The sequence below is a fragment of the Sphingomonas sp. GW821-FHT10F11 genome, from assembly GCF_058809095.1.
Genome location: NZ_JBXASH010000006.1, coordinates 19,269 through 39,155 on the forward strand (window position 1 = coordinate 19,269; position 19,887 = coordinate 39,155).

Sequence of the window (19,887 nt, forward strand, 5' to 3'; positions counted from 1 at the left end):
CGTGACCGCATCCCCTCTCATCGCGATCGTCGACGACGATCCTGGCGTGCGGGGCAGCCTGAACAGCCTGATGCGGTCGGCCGGCCTGACGCCCCACTGCTTTCCCAGCGGCGCGGCCCTGCTCGGCTGCGGCCTCGAGGACCGGATCGCCTGTATCGTCACCGACCTGCATATGCCCGGCATGACCGGCCTCGAACTGCAGGCCGAGATCGCCCGGCGCGGCTGGCGCAATCCGGTGATCGTGATGACCGCCTATCCGACCGATGCCGCGCGCGACCAGGCCATGGAAGCCGGCGCGGCGGCGTTCCTGTCCAAGCCGATCGATCCGGATACGTTGCTGGAAGCGATCGAGCGCGCGGCGGCGTAGGAACCCGACCTCCTGCCGGCGCCATGGCCGGTTCACCAACATCGTCACCCCGGACTTGTTCCGGGGTCCACCGTTGACCTTTTCCACCGGCCGATTGGTTCGCGGCACCGTGCGTTCGAGCGAGATCGTGGTCCCCGAACACAATCTCGCTCGAACGCCGGAACAAGTCCGGCATGACGGAAGGGTTTCGCCGCAAGGGTCCGCTCCCGCCAGGCCAACCGCAAAAACGGCAGCGAGCCTGACGCGCCGCCGCCGGAACTATTCAAATATATCGCGGCGACGCGCCCGGGCTTGGGGGGAGGGGAGGACGCGCCGCCGCTGCCGTCCCTCAGTGGGAGACTGGGGGCCGACAAGCTGATGGCTCACAGATACGCCTCCCGCGGGCCGATATAATCCACACCTTGGTTTAGGGTCCCCGGGGTCTGGGGTCCCGGGGGATTCAATGCGCGTCGTGGAAGATCACGCCAAGCGTATGGCGATGGCCCGAGCGCAGCTTGCTGACGCCGTGGCGCATCGCCACGCGGTAATCGCCGCGTGAGCCCCGGTGCGGCCGCTGGTTGACCGCAAAGACCACCGCATCGCCCTTGGCCAGCGGCACCACTTCGGCGCGCGACTGCATGCGCGGGCGCTGTTCGGTCAGCACGAACTCGCCGCCGGTGAAATCCTCGTCCGGTGCCGACAACAGGATCGCGACCTGAAGCGGGAAGACATGCTCGCCGTACAGGTCCTGGTGCAGGCAGTTATAGTCGCCCGGGCCATAGCGGAGCAGCAACGGCGTCGGCCGGACCTGCCCCGCCCGATGGCAGCGATCGAGAAATGCGGCATGCTCATCGGGGAAACGCACATCGATGCCCATCCGCTCGTTCCAGCGATTGGCGATCGGCGCAAGCCGTGGATAGAGCGCCGTGCGCAGCCCGGCGACGAGCGGCGGCAGCGGATAGGCGAAATAGCGATATTCGCCGAGGCCAAAGCCATGCCGCGCCATCACGACATGGCTGCGGAACATCGGCCCCGGGCCGTAAAGCGCGGCAGTCGCGTCGCACTCGGCGGCGGAGAGCAGGCCGGGCAGGACCGCCCAGCCCTGCCCGTCCAGCTCAACCCGCACCGCCTCCCAGTCGATCCCTTCGATCACGCCGCCTGCCCGCTTTCGAGGCCGAGCAGCCGCTCCTTCGCGGCAAGTCCGCCGGCAAAGCCGGTCAGTGCGCCGTTCGATCCGATCACCCGGTGGCAGGGCGCGATGATCGAAATGGGGTTCTTGCCGTTCGCCGCCCCGACCGCCCGCACCGCGCTCGGCCGGCCGATCTGCCGTGCGATCTCGGCATAGCTGCGCGTCTCGCCGAACGGGATGGTCAGCAGGGCGTGCCACACGCTCTTCTGGAAATCGGTGCCCGCGAAATCGAGCGGGACGGTGAAGGCCGTCAGCGTGCCGGCGAAATAGGCGCCGAGCTGCTTTTCGGTCTCGACCAGCACCGGGTGGCCGACATCCTCGATCATCTCGCCCAGCCGAACGCGGCCCGGTTTGTCATTCTCCCACAGGATCGCGGTCAGGCCCTTGTCGCTCGCGACGAGCTTCAGTTCGCCGACCGGCGACGGGATCGTCTTGTAAGAATAGGTCATGTCATTGCTCCGTTCTTGTGGACCATGACATGGCCCCGCGGGCGGATCGACACACCCCGGAGATTGCCTTCAAAGCATGGACGCAAAAAGGGCCCGCACGAGTGGCGGGCCCTTCTCGGCGTGGACAAACCGTTCAGACCAGCCTGGCCGGCTTGAGCAGGTCGGACAGGCCGACCCGGTGCAGCATTTCCGCGCGCAGGCGGTCGAGCACCGTGAAGCCGACATCGGCACCGTCCTGGGTCGGGTCATAGTGGAAGCGGAAGGGGCGGGTGCCGAACTCCATGCCCACGATGTCCACGATCCCGTCCGCCACACCCGACACATCGGCATCGTCGGGCACGATCTCGGCGAAGGCCTTCTGCACCTGCTCGCCGAAACCCTGGTACGGACCCGCTTCGTAATCGGCGAGGCGTGCCGCGTCGGCGGGGCGGCCCGAGTGCAGGAAATGGTTGGTGCCCCTGGTGAAGGCGCCCGGCACGATGATCGACGTCTCGATACCCCAGCGGCTCAGTTCTCGGGCATATTGCACTGCCAGCGCATCCATCGCCGCCTTGGCCGCGAAATAGGGCGACAGATAGGGCGGGGTGCCGCCGGCCGAGCTGCTGCTCGACACCCAGACCAGCAGACCCTGCTTCGCCGCCCGCATATGCGGCAGCACGGCGCGGTTGACCCGCTGCGTGCCCAGCACGTTGACGTCGTACTGCTGGGCGAACTGCTCCGGCGTGAAGGCTTCGGCGGGGCCGAACATCATGTGCCCGGCATTGTGCACCAGCACGTCGATCCGGCCGCTCTCGGCGATGATCTTCTCGACCGCAGCATCGGTCGACGGCTCGGACTGGACGTCGAGCTCCACCGCGCGGAGGTCGACGCCGTTACGGGCCGACATCTCGGCCATCTCGGCAGCATTGGTCGCGTTGCGTCCGGCAATGTCGCGCATCGAGGCGTAGACGGTGTGACCGGCCCGGGCGAGCGCTTCGGCGGTGAGACGGCCGAAACCGCTTGAGGCGCCGGTGATGAGGATGATCTTGGACATGGGAATTTCCTTCGATGATTCGGGGTTCGGGAAAGCGACGGCTCAGACGATCCCGCCATTCGCGCGGAGGATCTGGCCGTTGATCCAGGCGCCGTCGGGTCCGGCGAGGAAGGCGACCGTGCTGGCGATGTCCTCCGGCTGGCCGAGCCGCTCCAGCGGGGCGAGCTTCGTGAGCGTGTCGATCACCGCCTGGGGCTTGCCGTCGAGGAACAGGGCCGTCGCGGTCGGCCCGGGCGCCACGGCGTTGACCGTGATGTTCCGGCCGCGCAGCTCCTTCGCCATCACATGCGTGATCGCCTCGACCCCTGCCTTGGTCGCGGCATAGACGGCGTAACCGGGCTGGTAGAGGCCGACTACGCTCGACGAGAGATTGACGATCCGGCCGCCTTCGCGGAGCCGCTTCGCTGCTTCGCGCAAGGTGTTGATGCTGCCCTTGAGGTTGATCGCGATCTGGCTGTCGACCAGCGCATCGTCGCTCTCGGCGATGCCCGCCAGCTTCATGATGCCGGCATTGTTGACCAGCACATCGACCCCGCCGAACGCCGCCTGCGCCGCGTCGAACATGCGGGCGACCGCCGCCGCATCGCTGACATCGGCCTGGGCCGGGATGGCGCGGCCGCCGGCCGCCTCGATCTTGCGCACCAGCGCTTCGGCTTCGGCCGCGCTGCCGGCATAGTTGACGACGACGGTGAAGCCGTCAGCCGCCAGCCGCTCGGCGATCGCGGCGCCGATGCCCCGCGAGGCGCCGGTGACGATCGCTACCTTGTTCGTATCTCCGTTCATTGCCTGCTCCTTCGTGTCGCGCCGCCCGTCCCGAGCGGCTGACAGCGATATGCGCGCTGAAGAGATGGAGATAATCAGGCTGGAATCGGCAACACTGTTCGCTTAAGCAGAATAATATGGACCGGCTCGATTCAATGCGGCTGTTCACCCGGGTGGTCGACCGGCGCAGCTTCACCCAGGCGGCGCATGATCTCGACGTGCCCCGCTCGACCGCGACCCAGGTGATCCAGCACCTCGAGGAGCGGCTCGGCGTGCGGCTGCTCCAGCGCACCACGCGCACGGTGCGCCCGACGCTCGACGGAGAGGCCTATTACCGGCGCTGCCTCGCGATCCTCGACGATGTCGAGGACGCCGAAGGCGCGTTCAGCGGCGCGGTACCGAAGGGCATGCTGCGGGTCGAAGTGCAGGGCACGCTCGCCCGGCATTTCCTCATGCCAGGGCTGCCGGGCTTCTTCGCGCGCTATCCCGGGATCGAGCTGGCGATGAGCGAGAGCGACCGCTGGGTCGATGTCGTGCGCGAGGGCGTCGATTGCGTACTCCGCTACGGTGCGTTGCCCGACAGCGATCTGGTCGCGCGGACGGTGACGATGCTCCCGCGTATCACCGTCGCGTCGCCCGGCTATCTCGATCGTTTCGGCCGGCCGGAGACGCCGGAGCAGCTTGCGGGCCATCACGCGGTCGGGCTGCGCTCGATCACCACGGGTGCGCTCGCCCCGTTCGAGTTCCTGGCGGACGGCGGCATGACCCGCATCGACCTGCCCGCGCCGCTGTCGGTCACCGGCACCGAGAGTTTCCATGACGGAGTCTGTCATGGCCTGGGCCTGGCGCAGATGCCGGCCTTCCATATCGAGCGCGATCTGGCCGCGGGCCGGCTCGAACGCGTGCTGGCCGATTATCCGCTGCCCGCCGGCCCGGTCTCGATCCTCTATCCGCGCAACCGCCAGCTCTCGCCACGCGTGCGCGTGTTCATCGACTGGATCGTCCGGCAATTCGCGGCTGCCACAATAGTCGACTAGGGTCGATCATTCGGACCGAACCTCCCCGTTCGTTTCGAGCGTAGTCGAGAAACATTGGTGGGGTGCCAGGCTCGGTTTCTCGACTACGCTCGAAACGAACGGGAGGTAGTTGGCGAAATCGACCTAAGCCCTCGCGACGATCGCCACGATGAACAGCGCGGCGCCCAGCGCCGAAGCCAGGGTCCGCACATGGTTCCACAAGGTCCAGTCCTTGAGGTAACGCGCCCAGACCGGCGCCGCCTCGGCGCCCGCCGGCGTCACCGCGTCGAGCGCGAGGTTGAGCGGCACGTTGAGCGCGAGCGTGCAGCCGAACATGCCGATCACATAGGCGGCCCCGCCGATCGCCATGGCCGGCGCCCCCGGCTTGCTCCAGTCGAGCGCGGCGACGATGGCGAGCGCCAGCGCGGCGAGGGTGGTGCCGTAGAACAGCGGCATGAACCAGGATTTGAGGATGACCGCGTTGATCGACTGCATCGCGGCGACGCCGCCCGCCTGCGGGATGCGCGACAGCGCCGTCATGATGAAGGCCGAAAAGGCGAAATACAGCCCGGCCATCATGCCGCAGCCGATCGCCGAGAACCACAACAGGATCCGCACGAGTTGGTCCATGGCCTTATCCTCCCGTTGCCGTCCCTATATCAGTTACCCTGCTCCAGCCGATAGGCGATCGTGTAGAGATCCATGCCCTTCGCGCCCGGCCGCTGTGCCGAGAAGGTAAGGCTGCCGGGCCGGGACCAGTCGAGCATCGGGCCGTAGCTGTCCCCCTGCCCATCGGCTCCGCTGTTGACGCTGCCGGGCAGCGGGGTGCCCGCGTCATATAACCCGTTCCGCACCGAGGCGTGGAACAGGTCGACCCGGTCGGTGCGGAAATCGCCCGCCCGCGCGAACACGATGGTCGCGCCGTCGGACAGGAAGGTCGCGTCGAACTCGTCCCCATTGGTGTTGACCCCGCCCGCCACGGGCACGGCCGGCGCGAAGCCGGCGCCCTTGCGGGCCGCGACATAGAGGTCGTGCCGGCCAGCGCCGCCCGGCCGGTCGCTCGAGTAGAGCAGCGTCGATCCGTCCGGCGACAGCATTGGCGCGAATTCGTTGCCAGCACTGTTCGCCGCGCCCAGCGAGTCGACCGCGCCGAAACCGCCGGCGGTGACGGCCACCCGGTAGAGATCGTCGCCACCCGTCCCGCCCGGCCGGTCCGAGCAGAAATAGACGAAGCGCCCGTCGGCGGAGAAGGCTGGATCGAAATCCCGACCGGGCGCATTGAACGGCACCGGCTCGGCCGCGCCCCAGCCCGCCGCCGTCCGCCGCGACATCCAGATGTCGTAGCCGCCCGGGCCGCCGGGCCGGTTCCGGCTGAACCATAAAGCCGTCCGCCCATCGGGACTGAGCGTCAGCCGCACCTCCGAATAGTCGGTCGAGGCGATGCCGGGCGCGAACAGGGTCGCCTCGCCGAGGATCGCGAACGGCGCCGCGGCGCCGAGCAGCAGGGGCAGCGCACAGACCAGGGTGGCTTTCACGCACGCCTCGTGAAATCGCTGACCCAGTTGGTCTCCCATGTCGCCCCGCCGTCAGCCGACAGCGCCTGCTCCCAGCGCGCCGAGCCCGGCGTGATCCGCGACCACAGCACGCGCGCCTTGACCGGGCGGCCGTCCTGCACGTCGTCGCCGATGAAAGTGCCGACCCCATCGGCAAAGCTGCCCCGCACCGGCGCGGCGATCGTCCCCGGATTACGTCCGTCGAGCCACCAGCTCGACCAGAGCCGCGTCGCCGGATCGAAGGCGCGGATGCCGACGCCGCGATAACGGCCGGCGGGGAAGTCCATGACATTGTCGCCGACATTGCCCTGCCCGCCCAGCACCGGCCAGTTGACCAACGTGCCGCCGAACTCGTCCCAATCATTGCTGCCGGCCAGCCGGCGCTTCAGCTTGCGGTGCCGCACATCCCAGCGTCCGACCAGGAAATCCCAGTCATGCGGCGCCACGCCGGAGGGCGGCAGCGGCGTCGCCGTTGCGGCGGTGCGGGTGAAAAAATTGACCCAGTTCACCTCCCAGCTCTTGCCGCCGTCGGTCGACAGCGCCTGCTCCCAATGCGGGCGGCGGCTATGGGTTTCGAACCAGCGGAAGCGTGCGGTCACCGGTCGCCCCTTGAATAGGTCTTCGCCGATGAAGGTCCCGCTGTCGCCGGTGAAGCCGCCGCGCACCGGCGCGTCGATCGTGGTGGGGTAGCGCGAATCGAGCCACCAGATCGACCATGTGTCCGCCGCCGGATCGAACGCGCGGATGCTGAGCCCGCGATAGGTGCCGCCGGGCAGGTCGAGACTGTTGTCGTCGATCGTGCCGAACCCGGCCAGGGTCAGCCACAGGGCGCTCCTCCCCTTGAACTCGTCCCACTCGGTGCTGCCGGCGAGCCGATCGCGCAGGCGGCGGTGCCACACGTCCCAGGTGCCGATCAGCCAGTCCCAGTCATGCGCTCTCGCTGCAAGGTCGCCCTGCGCCAGGGCAAGGCCGGGCAGACCGAACGCCGCAGCGCCACCCATCGCCGTCAGCGCCGCGACGACCTCGCGCCGCGCCGGCAGGTTCAACTCCCTCTCCATCAGTCACTCCCGGGTCACTGTGTGCGCGGCAGGATGGCAGCGGCCGCGCAATTGACTAGGCGAAGATCGCCGCAAGAGGCTAAGTCAGGCTTATGGTCCACCATCGCTTCCCATCCCTATCCTCGATCCGCGCCTTCGAGGCGGCGGCGCGGTTGGGCAGCTTCGCCAAAGCGGGGCAGGAACTCGGTACCTCAGCCGCCTCGGTCAGCTATCATGTGCGCCAATTGGAGGCGCAGATCGGCGTCACGCTGTTCCGCCGCCATCCCCACCGGGTCGAGCTGACCGAGCCCGGCGCGGTCGTCGCGCGCGAGGCGATCGATGCGTTCGCGGGCCTGCGCGCCAGCTTCGTGCGAGCGGCCGACATGGACGAGGCGCGGCTGTCGCTCACCGCGCTCCCCACCTTCGGTACGAGCTGGCTGACGCCCCGGCTCGGCCGCTTCCGCGCGCGCCACCCGGAGATATCGCTCGACCTCGACCTGTCGGCGATCGCCGAGGATCTCGGCGCGGGCCGGTTCGACGCGGCGATCCGCAACGGCCATGGCCGCTGGACCGGGCTGCGCTCGGTCAGGCTGATGCCGAGCATCTTCATGCCGCTGTGCGTGCCCACGCTGAAGGACGCGGCGGCCGGCCTCGCCGATCCGCGCCGCCCGATCGAGGCACCGCTGCTCGGCCGGCCCGACTGGTGGGCTTTATGGTATCGCGCGCTCGGCTTTGCGGAGGGGCCGCCGCCGGGCAGCTTCGGCACCAGCCTGGCGACCGAGCATATGGATGTGGCGGCCGCCTTGGCCGGGCATGGCATCGCCATCGCCTCGCCGATCCTGTTCCGCGGCGAGATCGACGCCGGCCGGCTGGTGCCCGCGCATGACATGGTCGCGAGCGACGGCCGCACCTTCTGGCTTGCCTATCCGGTGGCACGGCAGCGCAGCCGCAAGATTGCCAGCTTCCGCGACTGGCTGAGCGACGAGGCGGCGGATGCGTGTGCGGCGGGGGCTGAGTTCATCCGCCGCGCCGTCGGCCCTCAGGCCGAATGAAGCGCCGCCACCTGGTCGATCTGCTGGCGCTGGTTCGCCTCGATCTCGCGCAGGAGCCGGGCGAGGCGACCGATCGCCTCGGGGTCGGGTTCAGGCTCGGCCTCGATCACGGCCCAGGCCAGATCGAGCACATGCTTCGCTGCGTCGCGTCCATACATGGCGATGATACAGGCGGCGGAATCCCCGCTTCCAGTCTTGCTTCCCACTGGCGACCTCATTTTGGTTGAAGCGCAAAGGGTTGGCGCGGCCGGAGGTTCCCCGACAAAATAGGTGAAGCCCGTATTCAGGATTCTCGCGGCAACGACTCGCGACTGATTCAACCGCAGCCGCGATCATGCTTGAATCGCCGGGAGCCCCTCCAGTCGCAACCGGACCCCCTGCATGCCAAGTATCGTTTTCCCGCTCACAGTAACGCCCATTGAAAATCCGATACCCCTCGCGAAATTCGGCAAGACAATCGGCAATATGGCCGAAGTTCGCTGGGCACCCCAACGCCCTTTCCACCAAGTCGCTGGACACCTTGGGATCATTGTCTTCAATAAAATGCGTGCAGAGCCCAAGAAGCGCCCGATTTCGCGGCACAGGCAGGTGGGTCGCAAAAATCGGCGATTACTGGGCCAAAATCGCCGAAGCGACGCAGTTTCCAACTGGATTTCTTGTCCTTCACTGTCGCGAACGACTGGCCGTTCGCCATCGAAAATATCGCCGCGATCCGGCCCGACGGCACAAAATTGCGCCCGTTTCGGTCAGCGTTGCGAACGTTGCCAAAATCGCATCGAACGTCGGTGCCGGACGCTGGACTCGCGGCGCGTTACCCCATTAAGCCACCGCATCTCCTCTCTTGCCGAAAGGCTTTCCTTGATGATCCGTAGCGTCCTCTTCGTGTCCCTGCTCGCGTCCGCAGCCATGCCTGCGCTCGCCGAGAATTCGAAGCCGCAGCCGGTGCCCTATGTGAACACCATCCCTGATGCGCGCGACATTCCCTATCCGGGCACGATCACGCTCGACGTGGACGCGACCGACATCAAGCGCGGCATCTTCACCGCCAGGGAGACCATCCCGGTCGCGAAATCGGGCCCGATGGTGCTGCTCTTCCCGAAATGGCTGCCCGGCGCGCATTCGCCGCGCGGCGAGCTCGACAAGATAGTCGACCTGCACATCCGCGCGGGCGGCAAGGAGGTCCACTGGACGCGCGATCCGGTCGATGTCTTCGCCTATCATATCGATGTGCCGTCGGGCGCGAAGACGCTCGATATCGGCCTGAAATTCGCCTCCTCCACGGCGAGCGACCAGGGCTCGATCGTGGTCTCGCCCGAAATGCTGCGCCTTCAGTTCAACTCGATGAGCCTGTACCCGGCCGGCTATTTCACCCGGCAGATCCCGGTGAAGGCCACCGTGAAATATCCCGATGGCTGGCATGCCTCGTCGGGCCTGCCGTCAAAGGCCGTCGGATCGACCTACACCTATGAGCCGACCAATTACGAAGTGCTGGTCGACTCACCCGTTCTCGCCGGCCGCTACTATAAGGGCTGGGCGCTCAGCCCGCGCGTCAACCTCAACGTCTATGCCGACAATGAAGAGGAACTCGCCGCCACCCCCGAGCAGATCGACGCGCACAAGCGCCTGGTCGAGCAGTCGGTAAAGCTGTTCGGCGCCCAGCATTACGACAAGTATGAATTCCTGCTGTCGCTGTCGGACCAGATGGGGGGCATCGGGCTGGAGCATCACCGCAGTTCCGAGGACGGGGTGAAGCTCGGCTATTTCCTGAAATGGAAGGACGGCCCCGGATCGCGCAACCTGCTGCCGCACGAATATACCCATAGCTGGGACGGCAAATACCGCCGCGGCGCAGACCTGTGGACGCCCGACTACCGCACCCCGATGCGCGGATCGCTGCTCTGGGTTTATGAAGGCCAGACCCAGTTCTGGGGCTATGTGCTCCAGGCGCGCTCGGGCCTGGTGTCGAAGCAGGATACCCTCGACATGTATGCGTCGATCATGGCGACGCTGGACAACCGCCCGGCGCGCGAATGGCGCAACATGGTCGACACCACCAACGATCCGGTCATCTCGCAGCGCCGGCCCAAGGGCTGGCTGAGCAACCAGCGGTCGGAGGATTATTACAATGAAGGCCTGCTGATCTGGATGGAGGTCGATTCGATCCTCCGGAAATTGTCGGGCGGCACCAAATCGATCGACGATTTCGCCGGCACCTTCTTCCGCGGCAAGGACGGCGACTGGGGCCAGGTCACCTATAATTTCGACGATGTCGCCGCGACCCTGAACACCATCCAGCCCTATGACTGGGCGGGCTTCCTCAAGAAGCGCATCACCGAGACGGGCGAGCCAGCCCCGCTGCAGGGTTTCATCAACAACGGCTACAAGCTGATCTACACCGACGAGCCGACGCCCTCGTTCAAGCATGCCGAGACCGTCGCGAAACGCACCGACCTCAGCTATTCGCTCGGCCTCGCGCTGAGCAATGAAGGCGCGGTGACGGGCGTGACCTGGGACGGCCCGGCGTTCAAGGCGGGCATGACGGTCGGCGACACGATCGTGGCGGTCAACGGCAACACCTGGTCGGCCGAGGCGGTCAAGACCGCCGTCACCGCCGCGAAGGCCGGCAAGGAGCCGATCGTGCTGCTGGTCAAGGCAAACGACCGCATCACGCCGGTGAGCATCGACTATCATGGCGGCCTGCGCTATCCGCGCCTCGAAAAGATCGGCAGCGGCGAGGGTGGCCTCGATAAGCTGCTGACGGCGAGGTAAGGAGAGGGGCACCCCAACACCGCTCGATCCGGACCTGCCGGGGCCTTCGCGCCTCCGGCCGGCCCGGGCGAACGGCCATGAAAGCCCAGGACACCATGAACATCGACCTGATTTCCGTCGGCGACGATCCGCCCAACAGCCTCAACGTCATCATCGAGGTGCCCGTCGGCGGCGAGCCGGTGAAATATGAGTTCGACAAGAAGTCGGGCGCGCTGTTCGTCGATCGCATCCTCCACACCCCGATGCGCTATCCGGCGAATTACGGTTTCGTGCCGCACACCCTGTCGCCCGACGGCGATCCGCTCGACGCCCTGGTCGTGGCGCGCTCGCCCTTCGTGCCCGGCTGCGTCGTGCGCGCCCGGCCGATCGGCGTGCTCAAGCTCGAGGACGAGGCCGGCGGCGACGAGAAGCTGGTCTGCGTGCCGGTCGACACCACTTTCCCTTATTATTCGGACGTGGGCGAACGCGGCGATCTGCCCTCGATCGTGCTCCAGCAGATCGAGCATTTCTTCAAACACTATAAGGACCTGGAGTCCGAGAAATGGGTCCGCATCGGCCAATGGGGCGATGCCGAGGAAGCCAAGCGTGTCGTGGTCGAAGCGATCGCCGCAGCCAAGGCCGCCAAGAAGGCGAAAAAGGCCAAGAAGGGATGATCCCCGGATGACGCCCCGGACGGCCTGGAGGGGATGCGCGGCGGCGGGGATCGTCGCCTTCATCTGCTCCGCGTCGTTCGGGCGTATCCCCGGCATGGCCTCGTGCGGGCCCGATGGCGGCCTCGGCCCGATCGTCGCCTTCGAATTCGCCCGCACCCCGGCCCAGATCGCGGCCTTGTTCGGCAGCGAGCCCTGCACCGCGACTCTGGTCGCAGCGCAGAAGACGGGCCTGCTGCTCGACGCGCTTGGTTTCATTCCCTTCTACACCACGTTCCTCGTCCTCGCGGTGATCGCCGCCGGCGCGCAGGGCTGGGTCAGGCGCGTGGTCGTCGCCATGCTGCTGATCGCGGCGATCGGCGACGAGATCGAGGGGGCGCTGCTCTACGCGATCCTGCGCGACCTGCCCGGCACGCCGGCCCTGCTCCAGGCCCTGTGGTGGCCGGTGCATGTGAAGTTCGCCCTGCTCGCACTCGGCACGATCGGCATCGCCGAGATACTGGCCCGCGGGCGGCGGCTCTCGCGCCTCTTCGCCGGCTTCATCGCGATGGGCGGCTTGCTTGCCTTGACTGGCCTGATGACGATGCCGAGCAGCTGGATGATGGCCGGCTTCCTGCTGGGCTGGGTCACCCTGTTGATCGCCGCGTTTATTGCTTCTTTTTCTTCGCTTTTCGCGGCGCGCGCTGTCCCGCCGCCAGGCCCAGCGACGCCCAGCGCCTGAGTTCGTCGGCGTCGTCATAGACCTCGTCGGGCGCCCGCCTGTAGTTCATCGATTCAACCCGGCCCTCGCTCATCTCATAAGAGAAGCGTTGGCAGCCGGCGTCGTCCCATTCGGCATCGCTGACCGCATCGGATTTGAACCACGCCCCTTCATCGGAGACGATCGCGAAGATGGTACCGTCGCAATACAGGGTCGCCCCGCCCATCATCTTGCGCATGGTGACGGTACCGATCGGCTCCATCGCCTCGGCGATCCAGTCCACCAGTCCCTGGTCGAATGCCATTTCAGCCGCGCCCCGCGAGTTTGGTCAGCGCATCGCCGGACACGCGGTTGACCGTCCAGTCGTCCATCGGCACCGCGCCCATCGCCTTGTAGAAGTCGATCGCCTTCTCGTTCCAGTCGAGCACGGCCCATTCGAAACGGGTGCAGCCCCGGTCGACCGCGATAGCCGCGAGGTGCCGCAGCAGAGCCGCGCCGACGCCCTGGCCGCGCGCCTCGGGCGTCACGTACAGATCCTCGAGATACAGGCCGCGCCAGCCGGTCCAGGTCGAGAAATTATGGAAGAACAGCGCCATGCCGAGCGGCGTGCCGTCGCGCTCGGCGATCACCGCTTCGGCGACCGGGCGATCGCCGAACATCGCCTCGTGCAGCAATTCCTCGGTCGCGACGACCTTGTCGGCCTCGCGCTCGAACTCGGCCAGTTCGCGCACGAAGCGCATGATGGTGGAGACGTCGTCGGGGGTGGCGAAACGGAGTTCGGTCATGCGGCAGCCTCTGTCTGCGGGGCGGGTGCGGCGGTGCCACGGATTGCGGCAAGGCAGCCGGCGATGATCAGCCCGGCCCCCGCCACGGTGTAGAGCGAGACATGCTCGCCGAACACCAGCCAGCCAAGGATCGCGGCCCAGATGAAGGCGGTATATTCGACCGGCGCGAGAATCTGCGCCTCGGCCCGGCCATAAGCCCAGGCGAGCGCCGCCGCCGAGAAGGTACCGAGCAGGGTCGCGACCCCGATCGCGGGCAGCTGCGTGACCGTCGGCATCACCGCGAACCAGGGCGCGCCGACCAGCAGCAGCATGCCGATGGTCAGGCCGCTGAACAGGGTCACCTCGATCGGATCGGCAAGCTGCGCCTGCTTACGCAACAGGATCAGGCTGTAACCATAGAGGAAGGACGCGAGGATGATCGCGCCCGAGCCCATCAGCGTGTCGTGGCTGCCGCCTGCCTCTGCCTGTCCCCAGGCAATCACGAACACGCCAATACTGGCGATCGCCGAGCCAAGGATCGCGGCGCGCCGGATGCGTTCGCCGAGCATCGCCGCCGCGAGATACAAGGCGATCAACGGGGCGAGGAAGGTGAGCGCCACACCCTGCGCCATCGGCACGCGGACAAGCCCCCAAAAGAACAGCAGCACCGACATGCCCGCAACGAGGCCGCGCGCGACGTGCAACTTCAGCGCGACGCTCTCCGGCCAGGCATTGCTGCGGAGGAGGAAGATCACGCCGGTCAGCGCGGCGCCCGCGAGCGAGCGCCACAGCACGGCGCTATAGGCGCCGCTGGCGATGCTCAGGCCCTTCATGAACGCATCCATCACCGCATAGGTGGCGATGCCGAGAGTCGCGACCGCGAAGGCGATGGTCGATGCCGAATATCTGGACGGCGCGCTCACGTCGCCCGCCTGTCACGCGGCGTACTCCCGGCGAGCAGGGCCAGCGCCACCAGGGCCGCGACTCCGACCAGCGCCTGCGCCACGCGGCCGCGCGCATCCAGCTTGTCCATGATAAGTCCCCCGGTGAACGCCGCCTCAGGCGGCGGCGCGTGCCTCATCGGCTGCCTCGATCTCGGCGGCCTTCGCCTCGACCAGCTTGACGATATGCTCGATCATGTCCTCGCTCTGGACGGTGTGATCGGTGACGCCCGACAGGTAGACCATGTGCTTGCCATTGCCGCCGCCGGTGAGGCCGATATCGGTCTCGCGCGCTTCGCCGGGGCCATTGACCACGCAGCCGAGCACCGACAGCGACATCGGCGTGCGGATATGCTGGAGCCGCTCCTCCAGCGCCTGGACCGTGCGAATCACGTCGAAGCCCTGGCGCGCGCAGCTCGGGCAGGAGACGACGCGCACACCGCGATTGCGGATGCCGAGGCTCTTGAGGATCTCGAAGCCGACGCGCACCTCTTCCTCGGGTTCGGCCGAGAGCGAGACTCGGATCGTGTCGCCGATGCCGTACCAGAGCAGGGAGCCGATCCCGATCGCCGACTTGACCGTGCCGCCGACGAACCCGCCCGCCTCGGTGATGCCGAGATGAAGCGGGCAATCGACCACTTCGGCAAGCTGCTGATAGGCGGCGACCGCGAGGAACAGGTCGGAGGCCTTCACCGCGACCTTATATTCGTGAAAGTCATGGTCCTGCAGGATCTTGATATGGTCGAGCGCGCTCTCGACCAAAGCCTCGGGGCAGGGCTCGCCATATTTCTCGAGCAGGTCCTTCTCCAGGCTGCCGGCGTTCACGCCGATCCGGATCGCGCAGCCATTGGCCTTGGCCGCGTTGACCACTTCCCGCACCCGGTCCGACGACCCGATATTGCCCGGGTTGATGCGCAGACAGGCGGCGCCGGCATCGGCGGCCTCGAGCGCGCGTTTGTAGTGGAAATGGATGTCCGCGACGATCGGCACCCGGCTGGCGCGGACGATCTGCTTCAGCGCGGCGGTGCTCTCCACATCGGGGCAGGACACGCGGATGATGTCGACGCCGGCATCCTCGCAGCGGCGGATCTGGTCGATCGTCGCCTTCGCGTCGGACGTCGGCGTGTTCGTCATCGTCTGCACGGTGACCGGCGCATCCCCGCCGACGGGGACGTTGCCGACCATGATCTGGCGGCTCTGACGGCGTGTGATGTCGCGCCACGGACGAATGGACATGGAATTACCTCGTTTCGCCCAGCCATATAGCGCCGCCTTCGCGCCTGCGAAAGCGCGAGCCTCAGTCCTGCACCGAATCCCGATAGCGCCGGCTGCCGCGCAGGTTTGTGCCATCGGCGAGCGTCACGGTGAAGTCGCCGCTCCGATCGGTCTCGACCCGCCGCACCGCGGCGCGGCGGACCAGGCGGCTGCGGTGGATCTGGACGAAGGCCGGGCCGAGCTCGGCCGCGACCGCCGCCAGGGTCGCGCGGTGAAGCAGGGTTCGCCCGGCCCAGGCGAGCTCGACATAATTGCCCGCCGCATTGACATGATCGATCTCGTCGACCGGCACCTGATGAGTCACGGCGCCGTCCGGCACCTTGAGGATCCGCGGCGGCTCTGGGGCGGTTACCGGCACGCCCGCACGCGCCAGCAGCCACTGCGCGATCGCGGCGAGGCCGGCGAACTGGAGATAGGTCGCGACGTCCTTGCGATATTCGTAGAGCAGGCGATTCGAGACCTTGTTGAAGAACAGATATTGCCCGCCCTCCATGGCGTAGTAGAGCTTCCTCAGCCCGACCATCAGCGCCATGTGCCAGAGCGACAGCGGCACGCTGGCCAGCGCGATCAGCAGCAGCGCTACCGGCCAGGAGACAAAAGGTGGGCGGACGCGCGCGACCAGCCACCAGATCAGCGGAACCACGGTGAGCCAGGAGACGATGCTGCTCACCTCCCACAGCCAGATATGCGCCTTGCTTTCAGGGAGCCCCGCAACGGCCAGGTCGCTCATCGTCGATTCGGCATTGGCGACCATCACCGCGAGCAGGATCGCCGCGAAGCCCGCGCCGAGGATGAGCGCGAGCCGGCGCTGCGCACCGTTCATCCCGCCTCCGCCGCCGCTCGTCCCCATCCTCGTAGCCATCGTCCCTGTGGTACCGCGTTCCGGCCCTCCCCGATACCGGGCCGGGCGGGCGCTCGCTAGCCGTTGCCGATCGATGATTGAGCTGCGCGATGGAGAGAGACGCGATGGAACGACATTATGGAATGGACTGGCTGCGGATCGGGGCGTTCGGCCTGCTGATCTTCTATCATGTCGGCATGGTCTTCGTGACCTGGGGCTTTCATGTGAAGACCGCCGACCCGGCCGACTGGGTGGCGGTACCGATGCTGCTGACCAATGCCTGGCGGCTGACCCTGCTGTTCGTCGTGTCGGGCTTCGCCAGCCGTGCGCTGTTCGCCAAATCGGCCAGCATTCGCGGCTTCCTGCGCAACCGCAATGCGCGCCTGTTGCTGCCGCTTGCCTTCGGCATCGTGGCTGTCGTGCCCCCGCAAAGCTGGGTCGAGCTGGTCACCCAGCATGGCTATACGCACGGCTTCCTCTGGTTCCTCTCGCACGATTATTTCCGCTTCGGCACGCTCGACGGGATCATCCTGCCGACCTGGAACCATCTGTGGTTCGTAGCCTATCTCTGGGCCTATACCCTCGCCCTCGCCCTGCTGCTGACCCCGCGCTTCTCCGGCGTTCAGGCAGCGTTCGACCGGGTATTTGGGGGAATCGGCGTGCTGTGGGTGCCCATCGCCTGGCTGCTCATACTCCGCATGGTCCTGTTTCCGGGTGTCGAGGATACGCATGATCTGGTCACCGACGGGGTCGCCCACCTGCAATATTTCCCCGCCTTTCTGTTCGGCTTCGGCCTGGCCGGGTCGGCGCCGGCACGGGCGGCGCTCGCGCGCATCTGGGTGCCGGCGGCGATATTGGCGGTGGCGGGCTATGGCGTCGTCGCCTCGGTCGAGATCGCCTATCCCGGCTTCGCCATACCGACCCGGCCGATCGCCCGGGCCTTCCATATCGCACGCGAGGTGCAATGCTGGGCCAGCATCGCCGCGCTGATCGGCATCGCCGAGCGATTCTGGAACCGCGACAGCAGCTGGCGGCCGATGCTGACCGAGGCTGTGTTCCCCTTCTACATCATCCACCAGACAGTGATCATCCTCGTGGAATATTGGCTGAAACCGCTCGGCATCGGTCCCGTCGCAGAGTTCGCCATCCTGGTGCCGGCGACGGTGGTCGGGTGCTGGGCCTTCTATCTGATCGGCCGGGAGGTCGGCTGGCTGCGGCCGCTGATCGGCCTGCGGCGAAAGACCGGCCCGAAATCTGAGGCGGTCGCCGCCGACCTCCAGACGGCCTAACCTCGAGCAATCCCGGGCGGGGGGCCGCCCCGCCCGGGCCACGATCCGCCGTTCCGGACAAGCCCTTGACTAGCCATTGGCTCAGGAAACGCTACATGGCGCCGCATGGAACGGCATTACGGCCTGGACTGGCTCCGCATCGGCGCCTTCGGCCTACTCATCTTCTATCATATCGGCATGGTCTTCGTGCCGTGGGACTTCCATGTGAAGACGGCTCACCCAATGGAGTGGGTGGCGATCCCGATGCACGCGACCAACAGCTGGCGGCTGATGCTGCTGTTCGTCGTGTCGGGCTATGCCAGCCGGGCGCTGCTGGCCAAGAGCGAGAACCCGGGCTCCTTCATCGGATCGCGCAACAAGAGACTGCTGATCCCGCTGCTGTTCGGCATGACCATCGTCATCCCGATCCAGCCCTGGGTCGAGCTGACCACCCAGCATGGCTATGACGGCGGCTTCGGCTGGTTCTGGCTGCACGATTATTTCCGCTTCGGCAGCTTCCACAACCTGATCCTGCCGACCTGGCAGCATATGTGGTTCGTCGGCTATCTCTGGTTCTACACGGTCGCGCTCGCCGCAGCGGTGTGGCTGATGCGCGGGCGCAGCCTGCAGGGGCTGTTCGACGGCATGTTCGGCACCGTCGCGATCGTGCTGGCGCCGATTGCCTGGCTGCTCTTCGCCGACATGTATCTGCTGCCCGGCGGGCGCGAGACCCACGACGTGCTCAACGATGCGATCGCGCATGTCCATTATCTGCCCGGCTTCCTGTTCGGCTTCGCGCTCGCCCGCTCGGGCCCGGCGATGGCGGCGATCGCGCGCTGGTGGAAAGCGGCGGGCGTCATTGCCGTGCTGAACTACGCCATCGTCGCGGCGATCGAGCTGCGCTGGCCCGGCAGCGGCATGCCCCAGCCCTATGGCTATATCTTCGCGACCGCACGGGTGATCCAGGGCTGGTGCGCGATCATCGCGCTGATCGGCATCGCCGAGCGCTACTGGAACCGCGACCACCCGTGGCGCCGCACGCTGACCGAGGCGGTGTTCCCCTTCTACATCATCCACCAGACCGTGATCGTCGCGGTCGAATGGGCGCTGCGCCCCTATGGTCTGCCGCCACTGGCCGAATTCGCGATCCTCGTCACCACGACGGTGGCGGGATGCTGGGCCTTCTATCTGGTCGGGCGCGAGGTCGGCTGGCTACGGCCGCTGATCGGGCTGCGCGGCTTCATCACGCCCCGGCCCGCGCCGCGCCCGGTCACGCTCACCCCTGTAGAGAGCATGTCGTGACCTGGGCTCTGGTGATCCATGGCGGCGCGGGCATGATGACCCGCGACCGCATCACCCCGGAACAGGATTCCGGCGCGCGCGCCGCGCTCGGGCTGGCGCTCGATGCTGGATCCGCCGTGCTGTCGGCCGGCGGCGCGGCGCTCGACGCGGTCGAAGCGGCGGTGCGGGTGCTCGAGGACGATCCGCATTTCAACGCCGGGCGCGGCGCCGCGCTGACCCATGAAGGCGTCGCCGAACTCGATGCGGCGATCATGGAAGGCACCGGTCGGGATGCCGGCGCGGTCGCCGGGGTGACCAGCACCCGCAACCCGGTGAGCCTTGCCCGCGCGGTGATGGAGCAGAGCCGCCACGTGCTGCTCGGCGGCGAGGGCGCCGATCTGTTCGCGCGCTATCACGGGCTCGAACAGGCCGGCCAGGACTGGCTCGTTCTGCCCGAGCGCCGCCGCCAGCTCGAGGAGTTGCGTGCACGGGGTGCGGACTCGTTCGACGTCGACATGAAATACGGCACGGTCGGCGCGGTCGCGCGCGACAGCGCGGGCCATGTCGCGGCCGCCACCTCGACCGGCGGGGTCACCGGCAAACGCTGGGGCCGGATCGGCGATTCGCCGCTGATCGGTGCCGGCACCTATGCCGACGACCGGGCAGGCGCCGTGTCCGCGACGGGATCGGGCGAATATTTCATCCGCGCCGGCGTCGCGCACGAGATCTGCGCGCGGGCGCGGCTGGCGGGTGTGCCACTTCAGGCGGCAGCCGATGCGGTGATGGAGGATGTGAAGGCGCTGGGCGGCCGGGGCGGCGTGATCGTGACCGGGCCGGGCGGCGAGGCGGTATGGAGCTTCAACACCGCCGGCATGTTCCGCGCCAGAGCGGGATCGGACCAGGGCCGGACCATCGCGATCTACGGCGACGAATAGGCCTCGCTCCGCTTTCGCAAGCACGC

General features: G+C 67.2%; 23 protein-coding genes. 9 read left to right on the forward strand and 14 right to left on the reverse strand.

From position 1 onward, the window contains the following. Window position 1: 1 nt before the first annotated feature. Window positions 2–367 carry a response regulator transcription factor gene (locus tag AC1RT8_RS17070; protein WP_493076855.1) on the forward strand — a complete coding sequence of 122 codons (366 nt, stop codon included), beginning with the start codon at window positions 2–4 and terminating at the stop codon, window positions 365–367. A gap of 439 nt (window positions 368–806) precedes the next feature. Here the strand turns inward: AC1RT8_RS17070 and AC1RT8_RS17075 are convergent, their stop codons facing one another. The 4 genes from AC1RT8_RS17075 to AC1RT8_RS17090 form a co-directional block, all read right to left on the reverse strand. After that, complete coding sequence (locus AC1RT8_RS17075; RefSeq protein ID WP_493076856.1) at window positions 807–1,499, reverse strand: 2OG-Fe(II) oxygenase; 693 nt, start codon at window positions 1,497–1,499, stop codon at window positions 807–809. Next, the gene (locus tag AC1RT8_RS17080; protein WP_493076857.1) at window positions 1,496–1,984 is read right to left on the reverse strand and encodes a methylated-DNA--[protein]-cysteine S-methyltransferase; all 489 of its coding nucleotides are present in this window, start codon (window positions 1,982–1,984) and stop codon (window positions 1,496–1,498) included. The genes AC1RT8_RS17075 and AC1RT8_RS17080 overlap by 4 nt, the downstream gene beginning before the upstream one ends. A gap of 133 nt (window positions 1,985–2,117) precedes the next feature. Further along, window positions 2,118–3,017 (reverse strand): SDR family oxidoreductase, encoded by a 900-nt coding sequence (locus AC1RT8_RS17085; RefSeq protein WP_493076858.1) that lies wholly within the window; start codon window positions 3,015–3,017, stop codon window positions 2,118–2,120. 42 nt (window positions 3,018–3,059) lie between these two features. Then, entirely contained in the window at window positions 3,060–3,800 is a 741-nt protein-coding gene (locus AC1RT8_RS17090) for an SDR family oxidoreductase (RefSeq protein WP_493076860.1), read from the reverse strand. A gap of 116 nt (window positions 3,801–3,916) precedes the next feature. On the opposite strand from AC1RT8_RS17090, the gene AC1RT8_RS17095 reads away from it, so the two are divergent. Next, window positions 3,917–4,816, forward strand: a complete 900-nt coding sequence (locus AC1RT8_RS17095) for a LysR family transcriptional regulator (RefSeq protein WP_493076862.1) — start codon at window positions 3,917–3,919, stop codon at window positions 4,814–4,816. Between the two features lie 123 nt (window positions 4,817–4,939). On the opposite strand, the gene AC1RT8_RS17100 is transcribed toward AC1RT8_RS17095, so the two are convergent. From AC1RT8_RS17100 to AC1RT8_RS17110, 3 genes are read right to left on the reverse strand one after another with little or no spacing between them, the layout of a single operon-like run. Continuing rightward, window positions 4,940–5,425 carry an anthrone oxygenase family protein gene (locus AC1RT8_RS17100; protein ID WP_493076863.1) on the reverse strand — a complete coding sequence of 162 codons (486 nt, stop codon included), beginning with the start codon at window positions 5,423–5,425 and terminating at the stop codon, window positions 4,940–4,942. A gap of 29 nt (window positions 5,426–5,454) precedes the next feature. Beyond that, window positions 5,455–6,330 carry a TolB family protein gene (locus tag AC1RT8_RS17105; protein ID WP_493076865.1) on the reverse strand — a complete coding sequence of 292 codons (876 nt, stop codon included), beginning with the start codon at window positions 6,328–6,330 and terminating at the stop codon, window positions 5,455–5,457. Next, the gene (locus AC1RT8_RS17110) at window positions 6,327–7,406 is read right to left on the reverse strand and encodes a hypothetical protein (protein ID WP_493076867.1); all 1,080 of its coding nucleotides are present in this window, start codon (window positions 7,404–7,406) and stop codon (window positions 6,327–6,329) included. The genes AC1RT8_RS17105 and AC1RT8_RS17110 overlap by 4 nt, the downstream gene beginning before the upstream one ends. Window positions 7,407–7,498: 92 nt before the next feature. Between AC1RT8_RS17110 and AC1RT8_RS17115 the strand changes: the two genes are divergently transcribed. Further along, window positions 7,499–8,437, forward strand: a complete 939-nt coding sequence (locus tag AC1RT8_RS17115) for a LysR substrate-binding domain-containing protein (protein ID WP_493076868.1) — start codon at window positions 7,499–7,501, stop codon at window positions 8,435–8,437. On the opposite strand, the gene AC1RT8_RS17120 is transcribed toward AC1RT8_RS17115, so the two are convergent. Then, on the reverse strand, window positions 8,425–8,643 hold the full coding sequence (locus AC1RT8_RS17120; RefSeq protein ID WP_493076870.1) for a hypothetical protein: 219 nt from the start codon (window positions 8,641–8,643) through the stop codon (window positions 8,425–8,427). The two genes, AC1RT8_RS17115 and AC1RT8_RS17120, sit on opposite strands and share 13 nt — an antisense overlap. Before the next feature lie 329 nt (window positions 8,644–8,972). Then, window positions 8,973–9,131, reverse strand: a complete 159-nt coding sequence (locus tag AC1RT8_RS17125) for a hypothetical protein (RefSeq protein ID WP_493076872.1) — start codon at window positions 9,129–9,131, stop codon at window positions 8,973–8,975. A gap of 167 nt (window positions 9,132–9,298) precedes the next feature. Here AC1RT8_RS17125 and AC1RT8_RS17130 point away from each other — a divergent pair, with 167 nt between their 5' ends. The 3 genes from AC1RT8_RS17130 to AC1RT8_RS17140 all read left to right on the forward strand — a co-directional run bounded on the left by AC1RT8_RS17130 (window position 9,299) and on the right by AC1RT8_RS17140 (window position 12,577). Beyond that, entirely contained in the window at window positions 9,299–11,206 is a 1,908-nt protein-coding gene (locus tag AC1RT8_RS17130; RefSeq protein WP_493076874.1) for a M61 family metallopeptidase, read from the forward strand. Window positions 11,207–11,301: 95 nt separating this feature from the next. Continuing rightward, window positions 11,302–11,859 (forward strand): inorganic diphosphatase, encoded by a 558-nt coding sequence (gene ppa / locus AC1RT8_RS17135; protein WP_493077290.1) that lies wholly within the window; start codon window positions 11,302–11,304, stop codon window positions 11,857–11,859. Between the two features lie 7 nt (window positions 11,860–11,866). Next, entirely contained in the window at window positions 11,867–12,577 is a 711-nt protein-coding gene (locus AC1RT8_RS17140; protein WP_493076876.1) for a hypothetical protein, read from the forward strand. On the opposite strand, the gene AC1RT8_RS17145 is transcribed toward AC1RT8_RS17140, so the two are convergent. From AC1RT8_RS17145 to AC1RT8_RS17165, 5 genes are all read right to left on the reverse strand, one after another. Further along, a complete protein-coding gene (locus AC1RT8_RS17145; protein WP_493076878.1) occupies window positions 12,504–12,860 on the reverse strand; it encodes a TfoX/Sxy family protein in 357 nt (118 codons plus the stop codon). The genes AC1RT8_RS17140 and AC1RT8_RS17145 overlap by 74 nt on opposite strands. Before the next feature lies 1 nt (window position 12,861). Next, window positions 12,862–13,341, reverse strand: a complete 480-nt coding sequence (locus AC1RT8_RS17150) for a GNAT family N-acetyltransferase (protein WP_493076879.1) — start codon at window positions 13,339–13,341, stop codon at window positions 12,862–12,864. Next, the gene (locus tag AC1RT8_RS17155) at window positions 13,338–14,243 is read right to left on the reverse strand and encodes a DMT family transporter (protein ID WP_493076880.1); all 906 of its coding nucleotides are present in this window, start codon (window positions 14,241–14,243) and stop codon (window positions 13,338–13,340) included. The genes AC1RT8_RS17150 and AC1RT8_RS17155 overlap by 4 nt, the downstream gene beginning before the upstream one ends. 135 nt (window positions 14,244–14,378) lie before the next feature. Further along, window positions 14,379–15,497: a flavodoxin-dependent (E)-4-hydroxy-3-methylbut-2-enyl-diphosphate synthase gene (ispG, locus tag AC1RT8_RS17160; protein ID WP_493076882.1), complete on the reverse strand. Its 1,119-nt coding sequence runs from the start codon at window positions 15,495–15,497 to the stop codon at window positions 14,379–14,381. Window positions 15,498–15,558: 61 nt separating this feature from the next. Further along, on the reverse strand, window positions 15,559–16,359 hold the full coding sequence (locus AC1RT8_RS17165) for a LytTR family DNA-binding domain-containing protein (RefSeq protein WP_493076884.1): 801 nt from the start codon (window positions 16,357–16,359) through the stop codon (window positions 15,559–15,561). Between the two features lie 143 nt (window positions 16,360–16,502). On the opposite strand from AC1RT8_RS17165, the gene AC1RT8_RS17170 reads away from it, so the two are divergent. From AC1RT8_RS17170 to AC1RT8_RS17180, 3 genes are all read left to right on the forward strand, one after another. Beyond that, entirely contained in the window at window positions 16,503–17,666 is a 1,164-nt protein-coding gene (locus AC1RT8_RS17170) for an acyltransferase family protein (RefSeq protein ID WP_493076886.1), read from the forward strand. Between the two features lie 105 nt (window positions 17,667–17,771). Continuing rightward, the gene (locus AC1RT8_RS17175) at window positions 17,772–18,947 is read left to right on the forward strand and encodes an acyltransferase family protein (RefSeq protein ID WP_493076888.1); all 1,176 of its coding nucleotides are present in this window, start codon (window positions 17,772–17,774) and stop codon (window positions 18,945–18,947) included. Beyond that, on the forward strand, window positions 18,944–19,861 hold the full coding sequence (locus tag AC1RT8_RS17180) for an isoaspartyl peptidase/L-asparaginase family protein (RefSeq protein WP_493076890.1): 918 nt from the start codon (window positions 18,944–18,946) through the stop codon (window positions 19,859–19,861). The genes AC1RT8_RS17175 and AC1RT8_RS17180 overlap by 4 nt, the downstream gene beginning before the upstream one ends. The last annotated feature ends 26 nt before the right edge of the window (window positions 19,862–19,887 follow it).